Annotated in this window: 18 protein-coding genes; 7 read left to right on the top strand and 11 right to left on the bottom strand. The window is 59.3% G+C overall.

The features are described from left to right. Positions 1 to 286 precede the first annotated feature (286 nt). From MT962_RS00880 to fdnI, 4 genes are all read left to right on the top strand, one after another. Entirely contained in the window at positions 287 to 457 is a 171-nt protein-coding gene (locus MT962_RS00880; protein WP_154663426.1) for a hypothetical protein, read from the top strand. Between the two features lie 188 nt (positions 458 to 645). Beyond that, positions 646 to 3,693: a formate dehydrogenase-N subunit alpha gene (gene fdnG, locus MT962_RS00875; RefSeq protein WP_247364178.1), complete on the top strand. Its 3,048-nt coding sequence runs from the start codon at positions 646 to 648 to the stop codon at positions 3,691 to 3,693. Positions 3,694 to 3,704: 11 nt separating this feature from the next. Further along, positions 3,705 to 4,586, top strand: coding sequence for a formate dehydrogenase subunit beta (gene fdxH / locus MT962_RS00870; RefSeq protein WP_024557775.1), 882 nt, complete (start codon positions 3,705 to 3,707; stop codon positions 4,584 to 4,586). Beyond that, on the top strand, positions 4,579 to 5,232 hold the full coding sequence (gene fdnI / locus MT962_RS00865) for a formate dehydrogenase-N subunit gamma (RefSeq protein ID WP_024557774.1): 654 nt from the start codon (positions 4,579 to 4,581) through the stop codon (positions 5,230 to 5,232). The genes fdxH and fdnI overlap by 8 nt, the downstream gene beginning before the upstream one ends. Before the next feature lie 50 nt (positions 5,233 to 5,282). Here fdnI and MT962_RS00860 read toward each other — a convergent pair whose 3' ends face one another. Next, on the bottom strand, positions 5,283 to 5,870 hold the full coding sequence (locus MT962_RS00860; RefSeq protein WP_247364171.1) for a hypothetical protein: 588 nt from the start codon (positions 5,868 to 5,870) through the stop codon (positions 5,283 to 5,285). Positions 5,871 to 6,003: 133 nt separating this feature from the next. On the opposite strand from MT962_RS00860, the gene MT962_RS00855 reads away from it, so the two are divergent. Then, entirely contained in the window at positions 6,004 to 6,195 is a 192-nt protein-coding gene (locus MT962_RS00855; protein WP_024557772.1) for a toxin-antitoxin system HicB family antitoxin, read from the top strand. Positions 6,196 to 6,472: 277 nt separating this feature from the next. Here the strand turns inward: MT962_RS00855 and MT962_RS00850 are convergent, their stop codons facing one another. The 7 genes from MT962_RS00850 to MT962_RS00820 form a co-directional block, all read right to left on the bottom strand. Continuing rightward, positions 6,473 to 6,631, bottom strand: a complete 159-nt coding sequence (locus MT962_RS00850; protein ID WP_247364166.1) for a Hok/Gef family protein — start codon at positions 6,629 to 6,631, stop codon at positions 6,473 to 6,475. 313 nt (positions 6,632 to 6,944) lie between these two features. After that, the gene (gene fhuE, locus MT962_RS00845; RefSeq protein ID WP_247364163.1) at positions 6,945 to 9,134 is read right to left on the bottom strand and encodes a ferric-rhodotorulic acid/ferric-coprogen receptor FhuE; all 2,190 of its coding nucleotides are present in this window, start codon (positions 9,132 to 9,134) and stop codon (positions 6,945 to 6,947) included. Between the two features lie 277 nt (positions 9,135 to 9,411). Next, entirely contained in the window at positions 9,412 to 9,819 is a 408-nt protein-coding gene (locus tag MT962_RS00840) for a DUF2000 family protein (RefSeq protein WP_024559874.1), read from the bottom strand. A gap of 113 nt (positions 9,820 to 9,932) precedes the next feature. Continuing rightward, positions 9,933 to 10,784 carry an AraC family transcriptional regulator gene (locus MT962_RS00835; protein WP_024559873.1) on the bottom strand — a complete coding sequence of 284 codons (852 nt, stop codon included), beginning with the start codon at positions 10,782 to 10,784 and terminating at the stop codon, positions 9,933 to 9,935. 112 nt (positions 10,785 to 10,896) lie between these two features. Then, the gene (gene agp, locus MT962_RS00830) at positions 10,897 to 12,132 is read right to left on the bottom strand and encodes a bifunctional glucose-1-phosphatase/inositol phosphatase (RefSeq protein WP_024557767.1); all 1,236 of its coding nucleotides are present in this window, start codon (positions 12,130 to 12,132) and stop codon (positions 10,897 to 10,899) included. Positions 12,133 to 12,247: 115 nt separating this feature from the next. Next, positions 12,248 to 12,694: a GNAT family N-acetyltransferase gene (locus MT962_RS00825; RefSeq protein ID WP_024557766.1), complete on the bottom strand. Its 447-nt coding sequence runs from the start codon at positions 12,692 to 12,694 to the stop codon at positions 12,248 to 12,250. Positions 12,695 to 12,711: 17 nt separating this feature from the next. Continuing rightward, the gene (locus MT962_RS00820; protein WP_029590908.1) at positions 12,712 to 13,314 is read right to left on the bottom strand and encodes a helix-turn-helix domain-containing protein; all 603 of its coding nucleotides are present in this window, start codon (positions 13,312 to 13,314) and stop codon (positions 12,712 to 12,714) included. Positions 13,315 to 13,357: 43 nt separating this feature from the next. Here MT962_RS00820 and MT962_RS00815 point away from each other — a divergent pair, with 43 nt between their 5' ends. Together MT962_RS00815 and bla are read left to right on the top strand one after the other, a co-directional pair. Next, a complete protein-coding gene (locus MT962_RS00815) occupies positions 13,358 to 14,044 on the top strand; it encodes a B3/4 domain-containing protein (protein WP_247364160.1) in 687 nt (228 codons plus the stop codon). Between the two features lie 82 nt (positions 14,045 to 14,126). Continuing rightward, positions 14,127 to 14,993 carry a class A beta-lactamase gene (bla, locus tag MT962_RS00810; RefSeq protein WP_247364157.1) on the top strand — a complete coding sequence of 289 codons (867 nt, stop codon included), beginning with the start codon at positions 14,127 to 14,129 and terminating at the stop codon, positions 14,991 to 14,993. A gap of 58 nt (positions 14,994 to 15,051) precedes the next feature. Here bla and MT962_RS00805 read toward each other — a convergent pair whose 3' ends face one another. The 3 genes from MT962_RS00805 to MT962_RS00795 are packed head-to-tail and all read right to left on the bottom strand — an operon-like array spanning position 15,052 to position 17,016. Next, positions 15,052 to 15,459, bottom strand: a complete 408-nt coding sequence (locus MT962_RS00805; RefSeq protein WP_235147524.1) for an ATP-binding protein — start codon at positions 15,457 to 15,459, stop codon at positions 15,052 to 15,054. Positions 15,460 to 15,475: 16 nt separating this feature from the next. Then, on the bottom strand, positions 15,476 to 15,814 hold the full coding sequence (locus tag MT962_RS00800) for an STAS domain-containing protein (protein WP_024557761.1): 339 nt from the start codon (positions 15,812 to 15,814) through the stop codon (positions 15,476 to 15,478). Then, positions 15,811 to 17,016, bottom strand: a complete 1,206-nt coding sequence (locus MT962_RS00795; protein ID WP_024557760.1) for a SpoIIE family protein phosphatase — start codon at positions 17,014 to 17,016, stop codon at positions 15,811 to 15,813. The genes MT962_RS00800 and MT962_RS00795 overlap by 4 nt, the downstream gene beginning before the upstream one ends. Positions 17,017 to 17,022: the final 6 nt, after the last annotated feature.

Here is a 17,022-nt window from a genome sequence, read left to right as displayed (position 1 = left end):
TACGCTCGCGAACCGAAAGCCGCAGGTCGCCTGTAAGGGTTATCGGCAGAGAAAAGAAAAAGCACAGGGAGATTTTTCGCCAGGTGATGTTTATCACGCTAACACCTGAATAACGATAAAACGTGGCGGCGTTTTTTTAAGCGAAGCAGCAAAAGGGGACTATTCTTAGAACAAGCAGTAGAAATAAATAAGCCGTTTAATGACCCTCGCCAGAATAACGCGAAGCCAGCCCGCCATTTAGTTTTTGTATAAACCCTGAGCCAGAAATAAACATAAGGTCCGGAACATGAAAACGCTGCTGATAGCCTTAATCACGATACTGGCTGGCTGCACCACCACCACGACCACCCTGCCCGTACCGCACAGCAAAGCCGACTGCGAAACCACCGGCATTGGCGGCGACGCCTGTCACCTCACGCCGTCGCCGCCTGCACTGCCGCCCGCCGCAGATAAATAAAGCTAACGCCAACGCGTTAACAGGCCTGATAAAGCGGCAACCTGGTACGAGTTATCTTTCTGATTTTAGCCTACTTATTAATAGGTAATTTCCGCGAAATGTCCTGCCGCCTTGATTTCACGCAATAATCCCCTGCCCTGGGTTGCTATTTTCCCCCGCCGTAAATCGTCATAAAAAATGGGGATAAAATGAACGTCAGCCGCAGAAAGTTTTTTAAACTCTGCGCCGGCGGAATGGCAGGCACAACAGCGGCGATGCTCGGCTTTGCTCCGCAACCGGCGCTGGCGGAAGTGCGCGAATATAAATTGCTGCGCGCGAAAGAGACCCGCAACACCTGTACTTACTGTTCCGTAGGGTGTGGATTATTGATGTACAGCCTGGGCGACGGCGCGAAAAACGCCGCCTCCAGCATTTTTCATATTGAAGGGGACCCGGACCACCCGGTCAGCCGCGGCGCGCTCTGCCCGAAAGGCGCGGGGCTGCTCGACTACATTCACAGCGAAAGCCGCCTGCGCTACCCGCAATACCGCGCGCCAGGTTCCGACAAATGGCAGCGCATCAGCTGGCAAGAGGCGTTTGAGCGCATCGCCCGCCTGATGAAAACCGACCGCGACGCCAACTTTATGGAGCGCAACGCCGCCGGCGTGACCGTCAACCGCTGGCTCTCCACCGGTATGCTGTGCGCCTCGGCGGCCAGTAACGAAACCGGCATGCTCACCCAGAAATTTGTCCGCTCGCTTGGCATGCTGGCGGTGGATAACCAGGCGCGCGTCTGACACGGACCAACGGTAGCAAGTCTTGCTCCAACATTTGGTCGCGGTGCGATGACCAACCACTGGGTGGATATCAAAAACGCCAACGTGGTGATGGTGATGGGCGGCAACGCCGCGGAAGCTCACCCGGTCGGTTTTCGCTGGGCGATGGAAGCCAAAAACAACAACGACGCCACGCTGATTGTGGTGGACCCGCGCTTTACCCGCACCGCGTCGGTGGCGGATATCTATGCGCCCATCCGCTCCGGTACGGACATTACGTTCCTCTCCGGCGTGCTGCTCTATCTGATAACCCACAATAAAATCAACGCGGAATACGTTAAGCACTACACCAATGCGTCGCTGCTGGTGCGCGAAGACTTCAACTTTGAAGATGGCCTGTTCAGCGGCTACGACGAAGCTAAGCGTCAGTATGATAAGACCTCCTGGAACTACCAGTTCGACGAGAACGGCTTTGCGAAGCGCGACGAGACGCTGAGCGACCCGCGCTGCGTCTGGAACCTGCTGAAAGCGCACGTCTCGCGCTACACGCCGGAGGTAGTGGAAAATATTTGCGGCACGCCACGCGCCGATTTCCTGAAGGTGTGCGAGGCGCTCGCCTCCACCAGCGCCGCCAACCGCACCGCCACGTTCCTCTACGCGCTCGGCTGGACGCAACACACCGTCGGCGCGCAGAACATCCGCACCATGGCGATGATCCAGCTGCTGCTCGGCAACATGGGCATGGCGGGCGGCGGCGTGAACGCGCTGCGCGGCCACTCCAACATTCAGGGGCTGACCGACCTGGGGCTGCTTTCCACCAGCCTGCCGGGCTACCTGACATTGCCTTGCGAGAAGCACACCACGCCTGAAAGCTACCTTGCAGCCAACACGCCGAAAGCGACGCTGCCAGGCCAGGTGAACTACTGGAGCAACTACCCGAAGTTCTACGTCAGCCTGATGAAAGCGTTTTACGGCGACGCCGCGCAGAAAGAGAACGGCTGGGGCTTTGACTGGCTGCCGAAGTGGGACGTCGCTTACGACGTGCTGAAGTACTTCGACATGATGGACCGCGGCCTGGTCAACGGCTATATCTGCCAGGGCTTCAACCCGGTGGCGTCGTTCCCGGATAAAAACAAGGTGGTGGCGAGCCTCAGCAAGCTCAAATATCTGGTGGTGATCGACCCGCTGGTGACCGAGACGTCCAACTTCTGGCAAAACCACGGCGAGATGAATGACGTTGACCCGTCCGCCATTCAGACCGAGGTGTTCCGCCTGCCCTCCACCTGCTTCGCCGAAGAAGACGGCTCTATCGCCAACTCCGGACGCTGGCTGCAATGGCACTGGAAAGGGGCGGACGCGCCGGGCGAAGCGCGTAACGACGGCGAGATCCTGGCCGGGCTTTACCAGCGTCTGCGCGAGCTGTACCGCACCGAAGGCGGCAAAGGCGTCGAGCCGCTGCTGAAGATGCGCTGGGATTACAAACAGCCGGACAAACCGGAAGCAGAAGAGATCGCTAAAGAGAACAACGGCTACGCGCTGGAGGATCTCTATGACCAGAACGGCGTGCTGCTTGCGAAGAAAGGCGAGCTGCTGAGCTCGTTCGCGCTGCTTCGCGACGACGGCGCCACCGCGTCGGCCTGCTGGATCTACGCCGGAAGCTGGACCGCCCAGGGAAACCAGATGGCGAACCGCGACAACAGCGACCCGTCCGGACTTGGCAACACGCTGGGCTGGGCCTGGGCCTGGCCGCTCAACCGCCGCGTTATCTACAACCGCGCCTCGGCGGACCCGCAGGGCAAGCCCTGGGACCCGAAACGGGTGCTTATCGAGTGGAACGGCGCGAAGTGGGTCGGCAACGATGTGCCGGACTTCAACACCTCGGCGCCAGGCAGCGGCGCCGGGCCGTTCATCATGCAGCCGGAAGGTTTAGGCCGCCTGTTCGCCCTCGACAAGCTCGCCGACGGGCCGTTCCCGGAACACTACGAGCCGTTCGAGACGCCGCTTGGCACCAACCCGCTGCACCCGAACGTGGTCTCAAGCCCGGTGGCGCGCCTCTTTGCAGCGGACGCGAAGCGTATGGGCAACCATAAGGCGTTTCCGTATGTCGGCACCACCTATCGTCTGACCGAACATTTCCACACCTGGACGAAACATTCGCGCCTCAACGCGATTGCGCAGCCGGAGCAGTTTGTGGAAATCAGCGAACAGCTTGCGAAAGCGAAAGGCATCCGGAACGGCGACAGCGTGAAGGTGAGCAGCAAGCGCGGCTTTATTCGCGCGAAAGCGGTGGTGACGCCGCGCCTGCAAACGCTGAAGGTGGCGGGCCGCGAGGTAGAAACCATCGGCATTCCGCTGCACTGGGGCTTTGAAGGCGCGGCGCGCAAGGGCTATCTCGCCAACACCCTGACGCCATCGGTGGGCGACGCCAACTCGCAAACGCCAGAGTACAAGGCGTTTCTGGTCAACATTGAGAAGGCGTAGGGAGCGAACTTATGTCCATGCAATCTCAGGATATTATCAAACGCTCGGCGACCAACAGCTTCACGCCCCCACCGCGAGGGCGCGATGATAAAGAGCACGTCGCCAAGCTTATCGACGTCACCAGCTGCATCGGCTGCAAGGCGTGCCAGGTCGCCTGCTCGGAGTGGAACGACATTCGCGACGAGGTGGGGCACTGCGTCGGGGTGTATGACAACCCCGCCGATCTCAGCGCCAAATCCTGGACGCTGATGCGCTTTAGCGAGACGCGCCAGAACGGCAAGCTGGAGTGGCTCATCCGCAAGGATGGCTGCATGCACTGCGAAGACCCCGGTTGCCTGAAGGCCTGCCCTTCCGCCGGGGCCATCATCCAGTACGCCAACGGCATCGTCGATTTTCAGTCGGAGCACTGCATCGGCTGCGGCTACTGCATCGCCGGCTGCCCGTTCCACATTCCACGCCTTAACAAAGAGGATAACCGCGTTTACAAATGCACGCTGTGCGTGGACCGCGTGACCGTAGGCCAGGAGCCCGCCTGCGTGAAAACCTGCCCCACCGGCGCTATCCGCTTCGGCACCAAAAGGACGATGCTGGAGAAGGCCGAAGCGCGGGTTGAAACGCTTAAGGCGCGCGGCTACCCGAACGCGGGGCTTTATAACCCGCAGGGCGTTGGCGGCACGCACGTGATGTATGTGCTGCACCACGCCGACCAGCCGGAGCTTTATCACGGCTTGCCGAACGATCCGCAGATTGATACGCCCATCAGCCTGTGGAAAGGGATCCTCAAGCCGCTGTCGGCGGCGGGCTTTATCGCCACCTTCGCCGGGCTGATTTTCCACTACGTTGGCGTGGGCCCGAACGAAGAGACGGATGACGAGGAGGAAGAGCATGAGTAAACGCAAAATGATTGTCAGGACGACCTTCATCGACCGCGCCTGCCACTGGACGGTGGTGATTTGCTTCTTCCTGGTGGCGCTCTCCGGCATCGCGCTCTTTTTCCCGACGCTGCAATGGCTGACGGAGACCTTCGGCACGCCGCAGATGGGGCGTATTCTGCACCCGTTCTTTGGCGTGCTGATTTTCTTCGCGCTGATGTTTATGTTTGTGCGCTTCGTGCATCACAACATTCCGGATAAACACGATTTGCCGTGGCTGAAAGGGATTGTCGAGGTGCTGAAGGGCAACGAGCATAAGGTGGCGGACGTCGGTAAATATAACGCCGGGCAGAAGATGATGTTCTGGAGCATCATGAGCATGATTTTTGTGCTGCTGGTAACCGGCGTGATTATCTGGCGGCCTTATTTCGCCGACTTTTTCCCGATCAAGGTGGTGCGCTACAGCCTGCTTATCCACGCGACCGCCGCCATTGTGCTTATCCACGCCATTCTGATTCATATGTATATGGCGTTCTGGGTGAAAGGCTCCATCAAGGGGATGATTGTCGGCAAGGTCAGCCGCCGCTGGGCGCAGAAGCATCACCCGCGCTGGTATCGCGCCATTCTCGCGAAAGAGGCGAAAAAGGAGAGCACCGAGGGGCTTTAGGGCCCGGTGCGCTGAAATGAAAAAAGCCGGGGAAACCCGGCCTTTTTATTTTAATGCGCAGGATGAACAAGCTGCCCGGTGCAGTCTTCGTAGCCGCGTTCGGTCAGTACGAAGCAGGGTTCTTTAATGAAGTCGCACAGGTGGCAGACCAGGTCAAACAACAGGCCGGTGAGCGGCTTCGCCAGTTCCGGCGTTAAGGCGCGGCTCAACAGTGCCATGTTCAGCGCCCGGCAGTAGCCTGCCAGAATCGGCTCTTCGCTGCCAAGGCACAGGGGAAGCTCCGGGGAAAGTTCGCTTGCAGTGAGCGACGGGTAAAGATGCGCCGGGATGGGCCGCTCCAGCGCCGCCGACAGCGCGTCCAGCGCACAGGCGAGCCTGCCCGCAAGCGCCAGAAACAGCGAGTCATCGTGGCATTCCAGCAGCTCGCTCACCAGTTTCTCGCTCAGCGTGGCGAGGTGGAAGAAATCCATTTCTGACGTTATCGCACCCTCGCGGAGCGTTGTCTCGTTCAGGAAATCCGGCATGGGCTGAACAGGAGAACTGACGACGGACAGCCGCGCCGTATTGCGCGGATGAAGTTTGGGAAAAGGGTAATCAAATTCAGGGCGAGCGTATGTGTTACTATTGGCGGTAGCCATAGCTGTTACCTCTTTTAACAGATTGTGGTCAGACGCTCCGGTTGTGGTGGTGCACACCGGAGCGTTGCTTTCGGTTACGTTCGGTTTTATCGTACGTACGTAACGACACCCATCATCTTTATTACGTACGTACATGTCAACGATCAAACGAGACAAAAGCCCTAAAGGAACCGGCTGGTCCCCTACCTTTCAGATTCGGATTACCCCGGAGCTGAAAGCGCAGTTTGAAGAGGCTGCCAAAGCGCAGGGCATGAGCCTTGGCAACTGGTTTAAAAACCTGGGGCGGGAAGAGCTGAAGAAATTAGGTATTGAGCCGAAAGGGTAATGCAGGCATTTCATAAATTCTGGTAGCCGTTAGTCTGTAGGCAACCTTTCTAAAAATTACCTGGCATAAGACAATTTATTAAAAAATGATTTTACTGTTTTATGCTTTGCCTGAAACCTTCACATCATTCCCCGTATCCTGACGTTCCCCGACTCATCAAACCCTCTCGTCACAAGAAAGCAAAAGGGCTGCCAGCCTGAACTGACAGCCCGTTTAAAGGCGCTCGCGGTATGCTGACCCATCCTGTAAAAGCGGGGTCGCCCCCGCTTTCGGGTTGCTACTTACCGGATTCGTAAGCCATAAGCGCAACAACCTCCCTGAATCCGTCCTTATAGTGAACGCCGCAGAGCGGGTTTCGCAGCAGGAAAACGAGTAATAACAGCGTTACACAGACCATTAATGCTCGTAAGATCCGGGGGTTATGCAGCAGCTTCATAGCGTTGTCTCCTTGCCTTTCGGCGGGTAAGAGGCTACTCTGGATGTGTCGAGCATGCAGAGTAGGCCTCGTTGGTTAATAAAATGACCTTCGGGGCTTTCTTCTTTCTGCCTCAACACTATCCGCACTTCTGCCGACGGCCTGAAGCAAAAAGCCTCAAGCGCCACCGCTATCATACTCTCCCGGCTCGTTGATACCTTACACAAAACCGCCCTGTTCGCCCGCCGCTTTTTCTGAAAAATATCTATTACAGCAATAAGTTACAGGAAATAAAAAAGGAGGCCGCAGCCTCCTTTTTATATGAACCGCTCAATCAGAAGCTGTAGGTACCGCTGACGGAGAAGTTACGCGGCGCGCCGTATACGCCATATGTGCCCAGGTAGTTGTAATACTCTTTGTCGAACAGGTTATTGAGGTTCGCCTGCAGCGCAAAGTTTTTGGTGACCTGGTAGCGGCTGAAGAGATCGACCACCGCGTAGCTGCCCTGGGTAATGCGCTCATCGCCGTTCGGGCCGGCAACGTCACGCCAGGTTTTGTTCTGCCAGTTCACGCCGCCGCCCACGGCCAGCGCTGGCAGCATCGGCAGCTGATAACGGGTGAAGAGCTTCAGCGTAGTGCGCGGCTGGTCCGGGTTGACCGCCGTGCCGTTGTTCTCTTCCGCCACGTAGCGGGTAGCGCCAAAGGTGAGCTGCCAGTTGTCGGTGAGCGCGCCGTTCAGCTCGAACTCCACCCCGCGGCTGACCGCATCCACAGACTCATACGCTTCCTGACCGCCGCTGTTCGGGATGTACTCGCCGGTGCCGACCGGCACCCCTTTCTGCTCGGTGCGGAAGACCGCAAGCGTGGTGGTCAACGCCGTGTTGTTCCAGTCCGCCTTCAGCCCCGCTTCGTAGCTGCGGCCTTTGGTCGGGTCAAGGAATTCGCTGTTAATGTCGCGCTGTTCCGTCGGCTGGAAGATTGAGGTGTAGCTGGCGTAAGCCGACCAGGTGTCGTTGATATCGTAAACCAGGCCCGCGTACGGGGTCACATCATCGAACTGGCTGTTGCGGATCTCATCCGGCTTGCGCTCGAGGTTGTACTGCGCGCTCCAGTCGGTATAACGCGCGCCGACGATCAGGTGCAGCGGGTCTGCCAGCGAAAACCGCGCAGAAGCGTAAAGCGATTTCTGACGGATGGTGTCGCGGCTGTAGAGCGCCCAGTCGGTCCACTGCGGGTCCGCCAGCTGGCTGCCGTCGTTGTAGGCGTTGCCAATCGGAATGATGCCCGCGCTCGGGTAAGAGTTATCGTAGTTGTTGCGCTGACGGCTGTAGCTGCCGCCGACCATGATTTCATGCTGACGTTCAAACAGCTCAAAGCCGCCGCGTACGAAGGCATCCACCGCATCCTGCTTGCGGTTGCCGCGGTTCCAGCCGCCCCACGCGCCCTGATACGCCGCCGGGTCCATATAGCCGGTGGAGCGTTCCGGGTAGCCATCCCAGTACATCAGCTTGCTGTCGAAGTTGGTTTCGGTGTGCATCGCGTTAACGCGCGCTTCCCAGCCGTCGCCGAAGCGCTGCACCAGGTTGGCAAAGACTTTGCGGGAATCGTTATCGGAATAGGCCCAGTCCGCCGCCGGGTTGAACTCGCGGTCGTAATGGGTGCGGCTGCCGTCGCTGTACCAGGTCGGCCAGCCGCCCCAGGTCGGGCTGTCTTCGCTGCTTTCCTGGTAGTCGTAACCGAGCGAGAGCGTGGTGGTGTCGGTCAGGTCCGCATCTACGATGCCGTAGAGGAATTTTTTGCGGTAGTGGTTGCGGTCAAGCCAGGTGTCGTTGTCCTGATAACCGGCAATAACGCGCCCGCGCACGTTGCCCGATTCGGTGAGCGGCGATTGCAGGTCCAGCACATAGCGCTGCTTATCCCAACTGCCGTACGTGGCGGAGGCCGAGCCCTGGAACTCGCGGCTGTCGGCGTGCTTGCGCACGAGGTTGATGTAGGCGGACGGGTTGCCGGTGCCGCTCATCAGCCCCGCCGCGCCGCGCACCACTTCCACGCGGTCATAAATGGCGGAATCAAGCGCGGTATCGCCGAAGTTCCAGCGGTCGCTGACCGTGGTCGGCAAGTCTTCGTAAGCGTAGTTGTTGATGAAGAAACCGCGCGCGTAGAAAGTGGTGCGGTTGCTGTCGATGGTATTGGTGGTAATGCCCGTGGTGTTGCTCAGCACCTCGCCCACCGAGTCGAGATCCTGGTCCTTGATGCGCTGCTGGCTGATAACGCTGACGGACTGCGGAATATCGCGCGGCACCAGCAACAGCTTAGTGCCGGTGGTGGTGGTTTTCACGCTGTAATCGGTTGAGCCGTCGGCGGCGGCCGGGGCGCTGCTTTCCACCACGACGGTGTCTTCGGTTTTGATTTCAGCGGCCTTCGCGGCTGCAGGCAGCAGCGCTAAAGCGATGCTGGCCGCCAGTAGCGAGGGCGCAACGGCAGGCTGAACCTGCACCTTCCTGGAGCGAATAGTGAAAGACATCATTAACCTTTTTAGTATTTGAAATGATGACGCGCCGCCAGCGCAACGGCGATAAGCGCGTATGTAGTCGTTTTTATGCAAAAATTGCGCATGAAAATAAGAATGAGAAATATACTCATTTGGTTTAATGATGTAAATGCGTGAGACAGAATGTGTACAGCGAAGCGCAAAGGTTCACAAAAAATCGGTAAGCAAGGAGTATCGAGAAAGGAGCGTTGCCGGGCGGCCTGATGCCGCGTTTTGTAATGCCCGGCGGAGTCCCGCCAGGCCCACGCGTTTAATGGTGCAGCGATAAGCCCTTGATGGCTTTATCCACCGCTTTTTTCGGCCCGCGCAGAGCCAGCCCCACCAGATTTAAGTTGTCGGCGTCTTCCGCCATAAAGACCTCCCGGTTGGCGGCGTCATGGCCCGTTGAAAACATGGCGAAAACATAAGGCACCAGCGTCAGCTCCCGCTCAACCCCTACCCGGTGCGCCTTTTGCAGGCCCGCAAGGTCGCCTTCAAACACCAGCACAGGTTGGCCAAGCATATTGCCGTACTGGCGGCCTTTGGCATCGACATAAGGCTCTCCCATCGCGTCGGGCGCGGCGGAAGCCACGCCCGTCGCCAGAAAGGCCACAACGTTCAGACGCTGCCAGACGGCCAGATCGTCACGGACAATAATCGCTACTTTGGTATCAAACATCAGGTTCTCCGGATTCATGGACGGCAAAAGCCCATCATCGGAATTCTGACAGGATGAAATCTAGAACGTTTGTGCAGGAAGGAAACCGCAACGCGTGCGCAGGGCGTGACGGTTCACTGCGCGTTCGCGCACTGGCGCTGATAGGCCGCAGGCGTTAGCCGGTAGGCGCGCTGAAACCAGCGCCCCAGATGGCTCTGGTCGGCAAAGCCCACCTGCGTCGCCACCAGCGCAGGCTTAAAACCCTGCGCCAGCAGCGTGCGCGCCGTGCGCAGCCTTAAGCGCACAAGGTAAGTGTGAGGCGATAAGCCGAACGCTTTTTTAAACTCGCGGGTCAGCCGAAAGCGGTCGACGCCGGCGTAGCGGGAAAGCTCGTCAAGGCCGATATCCAGCGCCATGCCGTCATGCAGATAGTCACGCACCCGCAGCATCTGGCTGGCGGCGTCGCTGTAAACCGACTGCGGCCGGGTACAGATGTGCTTTGAGAGCAGCGCCAGCAGGTGATCGAGCGTCTGGTCGCGGGCGAGCCGCCCTTCGCCATGGTGGATAGCCGCAAAGGCCTGCACGATGGCGTTATTGAGAAAGCTGTCGTCGGTAAGGGTATATTTGAACGCCGCCTGTAGCGCAGATACGTCGCCCAGCCCGCGCCGGGCCAGTTTTTCCGCCACCCACGCCTGCGGCAGGTAGAGCATCAGGTAGGTAAAACCTTCCGCGTGCGGGGCGTGGCCGTCATGCACCGCGCCAGGCTCGATGAGAATCGCCCTGCCGGGCGTACTGGTGTGCAGCGAGCGGTTGCAGTTAAAGCGTTGAAGCCCCTGCTGCGTAACGCCGACCAGGATTTCATCGTGGTCGTGCGGGTCGTACGCGTGGCCGCAAAAATGGGCATGCACGCTCTCTATTCCGGTTTCCCCGTCGCGCTGCAGGTGGATCCAGTCCCGGCTTGCGCCCTGTTGCCCGCCCGTTTTCATACGCTATGCCCCGCCTTTTAAAAAACGCTGAACAGGAAGTATCCGCATTTGTGGGGCTTCATGCAAAACGAGAGGGGAAAAAAGCGCGGAAGGGGTTCCGCGCTCTGAGGGATTATCGCTGCGCCTGCTTCATGACCTCTTCGAATTTCTCCCACGGGCAGAAACCGTTAGCGTCGGTCGGGCAGCCGTTCAGCTCAAGCGTCACGCGCTGAGGCGGGCTTGCCAGCGAAAGCGGCGTGGCGTTGCGAAGCTGTTCGGTGCTCTGGTAGACATACTCCACCTTCATCAGGTTCTTGTTGTTTTTTTCGTCGTGCCAGCGCTGGAAAACAATCTTCCCGCCAATCGGCGTGCGCTCGTACTGGTCGTGAAGTTGATAAGGCTTGAAATCAAGCGCCGTCAGCAGCGAGGCGATATTGGAGTCATGCCCCACCAGTACCGTCACCGGCGCGCGTGTTTTGTTCTCCACCAGCGCGCCGTCGATATATTTCACCAGCGGCGCCGCCACGTTGCGCGCCACCTCCGGCGAGGTGAAAAGCGTATCCTGGTAGCCGTTTTTCAGGGCGGAAAGCTGCCGCCACTGTTCTGGCGTTTTGATCTCCCCCCACGCCACCTGGTCTTGCGGGAAGCCTTCGTAATACTGAAGCGTAAAGGCGTCCGCCAGCGAGTTGCCCACCTTCAGCGGCCCGGAAACGCCCGGCTCTTCGCCCGCGTTGGCTTTAAAACTGTCTTTGCCGTTAGCCAGGTCGCACTGCTGCTTCTCCTTGCAGGAGGCGGAGTCTTTGTAGTCGGTCACCTGCTCAAGCAGCTTATAGCTTTCGTCCAGCGCATAGTTTGCACGCTGCTTTTCCATCGCCTGCACGGCCTGCTGGTTGAAGGCGCTCTCTTTGTTGGTGATAACCGGGTTGAAGGTCGGGTCCATCTTGCCCATCGCCGCCTGATGATGAACGGTGATGTCGCAGCCGGGGAAAGCGCCGTTAGTAAAGAACTGCGCGGTGGCTACGGTACGCTGAAGGCTGTTGGCGTACACGTAAACGCTCGCCGGCTGCGGGCATTCGTTCTCTTTAATAAGCCCCTGCTGCGCCAGCCATTCGCGCATATAGTGGCCCATATAGACTTCGAGCACGCCGCCTTTGGTGGTCAGCTCGCCGCCAGGCACGTCCCACTGCGGCCACTGCCGGGTGGTGGATTGCTCCAGCACGCTGCCGTTATTGGCAAGCGGCGCGCGCAGGTTGTGGCGGCTCATCATCAGTACCTGTTGAAGCTGGTATCCCTCCGGCGCGTCCTGCGTCTGCGCCAGTGCGTTGACGGATAAAGCGCTGATAAGCAAAGCGAGTGTTAAACGGGTCATGCAGGCTCCTTTTTTGTAAGTAAAGTCACCCGAGAGTATGACGTTTTTGTGACACCCCGCCGTTACCGCGCTCCCATTTAGCCAGACGAAGATCGTATTGATGCGAAATAAGGGCTTAGCGTTGATAAATATCCGGTCGCGCTATCTGCCAGACAAAGTCCGGCGTGTTTACCGCCTTATACCCGACCTTTTCATAAAGCCAGGCGGCGGTAGAGGTCACGAGCATGATGCGTCGCAGTTTCGCCATTAGCGGATGGGACTGGCAGCATTCAATCAGCCACAACCCCAAGCCGCCGCCCTGATGCTCCTCCAGCACATACACGTCGCACAGATAGCCGAAGGTGGCGAAGTCGGTCACAAGCCTGGCGAAACCTATCTGCGTCTCGTCAGCAAACAGGCCAAAGCAGAGGCTGTTCGCCACCGACAACCGCACGGTCTCTTTATCAATGCCCTCCGCCCAGGAGGAGCGGGTGAGATAAGCGTGAATAGCGTCAATATCGAGCCGCGTTTTATCGGTCGTGATGCAAAAACGCTCGCGGCGCCAGTTAAGCGGTGCGGTCATGTTTATCCTCAGGTTGCTTATCGTTGCAGTTCCGCCACCGTCATGGTGAAGCTCAGCGGCTCGTTGTTTTCATTGGCATATTCATGGGGAACGTCGGTACGCGCCACCGCTGCGCTCCCCTGCGTAAGCGCTGTGCGAACGCCGTCGACAATCAGCGTCAGCGTGCCCTGCTCCACGTGAAAAAGCTCAAACGTGCCCTGCGGGTGGCCTGGCGAAGCGAACCGCTCGCCGGGCGGCAGGCTCCAGCGCCAGAGCTCAACCATATCCGGCCCGCTGCTCCCTGCCAGCAGCCGCGCCGCACCGCCCTTCTCGCCCGTCCACAGCACGGGAATATCCGCCTCGTCGATCACGTGCACGTTCGGTTTGCTGGCGACATCCACCATCTCCGCCACCGAAACGCCCATCGCCGCCGCCACTTTACAAAGAATGGCGATACTGGGATTGGCCATTCCCTTTTCCAGCTCCACCAGCATCCCTTTGCTGACGCCCGCACGGTGTGAGAGCGCATCCAGGGTGAGTTTCTGCTGTTTGCGCCAGGCTTTAATGCGCAGGGCCACCGCCTCGCTGACCGACTGCACGTCGGCGCCGCTTTCAGTCAGTATATTGACTTTATTGGTCACTAGTCACTACCATGAAATAAATTAGTCATTACAGGATTATCAAATGGTCGCCATTACGCCGTCAATCGATCCCCGTGTTACCGCTCTGGCGCCCGGCTTTCGCGCGTTGAGTATTGCTGTGCAGGCCGCGCCTGTGGTTAACCCGCAGGCAGGCGAAGCCGCGCTTGCCCTGGCCTGCCGGCAGGTGCTGGCCAACGACGCCGCGTGGGCGCAGGCGCACCTGGATGCCTGGGCCCAGGTGTTCCGCCAGTTTGGCGCAAAACCGAACCGCACGCCCTGCTCCGCCGAAGCGCTGCGCAAACGCGTGTTAAAAGAGGGCTCGCTGCCCGCTATCGATCCGGTTGTCGATTTATACAACGCCGTCAGCCTTCGCTACGCCATTCCGGTGGGCGGAGAGAATGCCGCCGCCTACGTCGGACAGCCGCGCCTGACCCTTGCCGATGGCCGCGAGCGCTTCGATACCCTGAAAGCCGGCGAGCCCGTTGTTGAATCGCCGGAGCCGGGCGAGGTTATCTGGCGCGATGACGAAGGGGTGACCTGCCGCCGCTGGAACTGGCGCCAGGGCGTACGCACCCGCCTCGGCGTGGAAGCGCAACAGATGTGGTTTATTCTGGAAAGCCTGCCCGCGATGCCGCTGGAAGCGCTTCATGAAGCTGGCAGCGCGCTCACCGAAGGGCTGCGGCAGATGATGCCAGGCGCGGAAATCACTACCACGCTGATTGAAGGCTAAGCAACGCCGCGCGGTGGCGCTGAGTCCTTTTCAGCGGCTATACTCGCCCTGCCCCTGAATACGCTCATTAAAAGGACTGATAATGCTGATAAAAGGTGTAGTACGGCTGCTGGCCGCCGCCGCGTTAGGGAGCGCCACGCTCAGCCACGCCGTCGATTTATCACAGCTGACCGCCGCCGCGCAGCAGGAAGAGAAAACGCTCAACGCCCGTATCGGCGTTGCGGTGCTGGACACCGCCACCGGCAAAACCGCCAGCTACCGGGGCGATGAACGCTTCCCGTTGAACAGCACCCATAAGGCGCTGCTGTGCGGCGCGCTGCTAAAGCAGGCGGACGAGAAAAAAGTCAGCCTCACCGAGGCGGTACGATTCGATCAATCCCGGCTGGTGGAATACTCGCCGGTGACCGAAAAGCACACCGCCCCGCAATCCATGAACTGGCTGCAACTGTGCAGCGCGGCGGTCAGCTACAGCGACAACACCGCCGCCAACCTCATCAGCCAGAAAGTGGGCGGGCCGCAGGGCGTCAACGCGTTTTTACGCGCCAACGGCGACAAGACAACGCGCCTTGACCGCGTTGAGCCGGCGCTGAACGAAGCCCGACCCGGCGACGAGCGCGACACCACCACCCCGCAAGCGATAAGCCGGACGCTGCAAACGCTGCTGCTTGGCGATGCGCTGTCCGAAGCGTCGCGTAAACAGCTCACCCGCTGGATGATCGACGATAAAGTCGCCGACGCGCTGCTGCGCCAATCGCTGCCAAAGGGCTGGACGATCGCCGATAAAACTGGCGCGGGCGGCTACGGCTCGCGCTCGATTATCAGCATGGTCTGGCCGGAAAAAGGCACGCCGCTGGTGGTCGCCATTTATATCACCCAAACTGACGCTTCGCTCTCGCAGAGCAACGCCGCCATCGCCCGCCTCGGCCACGTCATTTTCCAGCAACATTAAGGCCTTTGCGGGCCTGTTGCCGCCGCTCAGCGCACCGCCCAGCAGAACCGGGGCCTCTTTAATAGTCGGTGCGCTTAATCAGGGTGGTGTGGTTTTCGCCATCCTGCCGCGCAATGTTGAATTCATCCACGCTCAGCAGAATAAGCATCACGCCCCGGCCGCTTTCCAGATCCATTTCGCTGTCGCTGCCGATTTTGTTCCACGCCCTCTGGATGGCGCCTTCCGGCATCGGCGCGCCGCGGTCGGTAAACTCTACGCGCACTTCGTCAGGCTGGCGCTCGAAAGACACACTAAAAACGCAGTCGCTCTGCTCGTTCAGCGCGTGACGAATGATGTTCGCCGCCGCTTCGCACACGGCGAGATCGAGCGCATAGCGCCACGCGTCGTCCACCGGTAAAGGCGCCATGTGTTGCGCTAACCACTGCGCGATGTCGGGCAGCGCGCTTAAGGCTGCCGGAAACGTCACAGAACCGTTCATAACGTTACGGGTTAAAACGGGACAGCGCCGAGGCGCGGTCGGGGCTGATGGTAAATATCCGGTCCATTCTGGTCAGCGCGAACATATTTTTAATACCGGGATTCAGCGCGCAGACCACCAGTTCGCCTTTGCCGTTCATCATCTTGAGCAGCGAAACCAGCGTGCCGAGGCAGCTGCTGTCGATAAAATCGACCCGGGTAAAGTCGATAATCACCGATTTCGGCTCCGCGTTGATTTCCCGCGCCACGCCATCCCGAAACGCGGCGGAAACCGAGGCGTCAAGGCGTCTTACCGCCGGCGTCAACACGTTGACGGCGGGGTGGCGTTCGATTTCGATATTCATTGGGCAACTCCTCTGCGTTCAATAATCAGCAATGACACATCGTCAGTCATCGTTCCGCTGTGGCGGCCCGCGTCGCTGCGCCAGTGGACCAGCTGCTCGCCAAAGCGCGGCAACAGCGCTTCTACCGTAAATCCGGCATGCTGCTGTAGCCACGCTTGCAGCCGGACCTGGCCAAACTGCTCGCCCGCCGGGTTTTCACATTCGGTAATGCCGTCGCTGAACAGGCATAGCCGTTCGCCCTCATTGAGGGTAAAGGCGGTATCCTCCCACGCCAGGTGCGAAAACAGCCCCACCGGTGCGCCGCCGTTGCCGGTCTCTTTTGCTTCGCCGGTCGGGGTCACGATAAAGGGGGTGGGATGCCCCGCCTGACACAACCGCCCTTCCCCGCTGCGCAGGTCGATGACGCCGTAAATCATGGTGAAATAGCTGACGATGTCCGGCTCTTCGCTACAGAACCTCTCGTTTAGCATGCGCACCACTTCCGCAGGCGACGTCACGCCGCCCTGCTCGTCAAACAAGAAACGCTCCACCACGCGCCCGTGTAAAAATTGCCGCGCCACAGCGAGGGACATCATCGCCGCGCCAACGCCATGCCCCGCCACGTCGACAAAATAGAACCCCAGATGGTTATCGAGCGCAAACACGTTAAAGATATCGCCCGACACCCAGGCGGAGGGCAAAAACAGCCAGTCGGCGAAATAGTCCTGATAGCGCAGCCGGTGCGACGGCAGCACCGACTGCTGCAGCCGCGCGGCAGCCTGTAAATCTTGCTCTATCTGCCCTAACGCTTCGCTTAACCGCGTGTTATGCGCGGCCAGGCTTGCTTCAAGCTCAAGAATGCGGATGCCCGCGTGCAGCCGCGCCCGCAGTTCGCTCTGGTTCACCGGCTTGCTGAGAAAATCGTCGGCGCCCGCGTCAAAGCCTTCGGTCAGATCGTCGGCGCTCTCGCGGGCGGTGAGCAAAATGATGTAAACATAGTGGCCAAATTGCCGCTCGCGAATGGCGCGACAAAGCGTCAGCCCGTCCATTACCGGCATCTCCCAGTCGCTGATGACCATGTTGACGGCGGTCTGCGCGAGGATGTTCAGCGCCGCTTCGCCATTCTCCGCCTCGCTGACCTGATAGCCCCATTGCGCCAGCATTTTCGCCAGCAGGCGGCGGTAGACCAGCGAGTCATCCACAATCAGTACATGTTGCGACATCGCAGC

Source organism: Franconibacter sp. IITDAS19, from assembly GCF_023079515.1.
Classification (GTDB): Bacteria; Pseudomonadota; Gammaproteobacteria; order Enterobacterales; family Enterobacteriaceae; genus Franconibacter; species Franconibacter pulveris.
Note: the sequence above shows the minus strand (reverse complement) of the source record. Positions and strands in the feature narration are given on the sequence as shown.

Excerpts from the sequence above, each read along its gene's own strand:
- fhuE (WP_247364163.1), bottom strand. The coding sequence starts at position 9,134 with ATGTCTTTCACTATTCGCTCCAGGAAGGTGCAGGTTCAGCCTGCCGTT.
- MT962_RS00835 (WP_024559873.1), bottom strand. The coding sequence starts at position 10,784 with ATGAAAACGGGCGGGCAACAGGGCGCAAGCCGGGACTGGATCCACCTG.
- MT962_RS00800 (WP_024557761.1), bottom strand. The coding sequence starts at position 15,814 with ATGAATATCGAAATCGAACGCCACCCCGCCGTCAACGTGTTGACGCCG.
- bla (WP_247364157.1), top strand. The coding sequence starts at position 14,127 with ATGCTGATAAAAGGTGTAGTACGGCTGCTGGCCGCCGCCGCGTTAGGG.
- MT962_RS00860 (WP_247364171.1), bottom strand. The coding sequence starts at position 5,870 with ATGGCTACCGCCAATAGTAACACATACGCTCGCCCTGAATTTGATTAC.
- MT962_RS00825 (WP_024557766.1), bottom strand. The coding sequence starts at position 12,694 with ATGACCGCACCGCTTAACTGGCGCCGCGAGCGTTTTTGCATCACGACC.
- MT962_RS00850 (WP_247364166.1), bottom strand. The coding sequence starts at position 6,631 with ATGAAGCTGCTGCATAACCCCCGGATCTTACGAGCATTAATGGTCTGT.
- agp (WP_024557767.1), bottom strand. The coding sequence starts at position 12,132 with ATGACCCGTTTAACACTCGCTTTGCTTATCAGCGCTTTATCCGTCAAC.
- MT962_RS00795 (WP_024557760.1), bottom strand. The coding sequence starts at position 17,016 with ATGTCGCAACATGTACTGATTGTGGATGACTCGCTGGTCTACCGCCGC.
- MT962_RS00840 (WP_024559874.1), bottom strand. The coding sequence starts at position 9,819 with ATGTTTGATACCAAAGTAGCGATTATTGTCCGTGACGATCTGGCCGTC.
- fdnI (WP_024557774.1), top strand. The coding sequence starts at position 4,579 with ATGAGTAAACGCAAAATGATTGTCAGGACGACCTTCATCGACCGCGCC.
- MT962_RS00815 (WP_247364160.1), top strand. The coding sequence starts at position 13,358 with ATGGTCGCCATTACGCCGTCAATCGATCCCCGTGTTACCGCTCTGGCG.
- MT962_RS00855 (WP_024557772.1), top strand. The coding sequence starts at position 6,004 with ATGTCAACGATCAAACGAGACAAAAGCCCTAAAGGAACCGGCTGGTCC.
- MT962_RS00880 (WP_154663426.1), top strand. The coding sequence starts at position 287 with ATGAAAACGCTGCTGATAGCCTTAATCACGATACTGGCTGGCTGCACC.
- fdxH (WP_024557775.1), top strand. The coding sequence starts at position 3,705 with ATGTCCATGCAATCTCAGGATATTATCAAACGCTCGGCGACCAACAGC.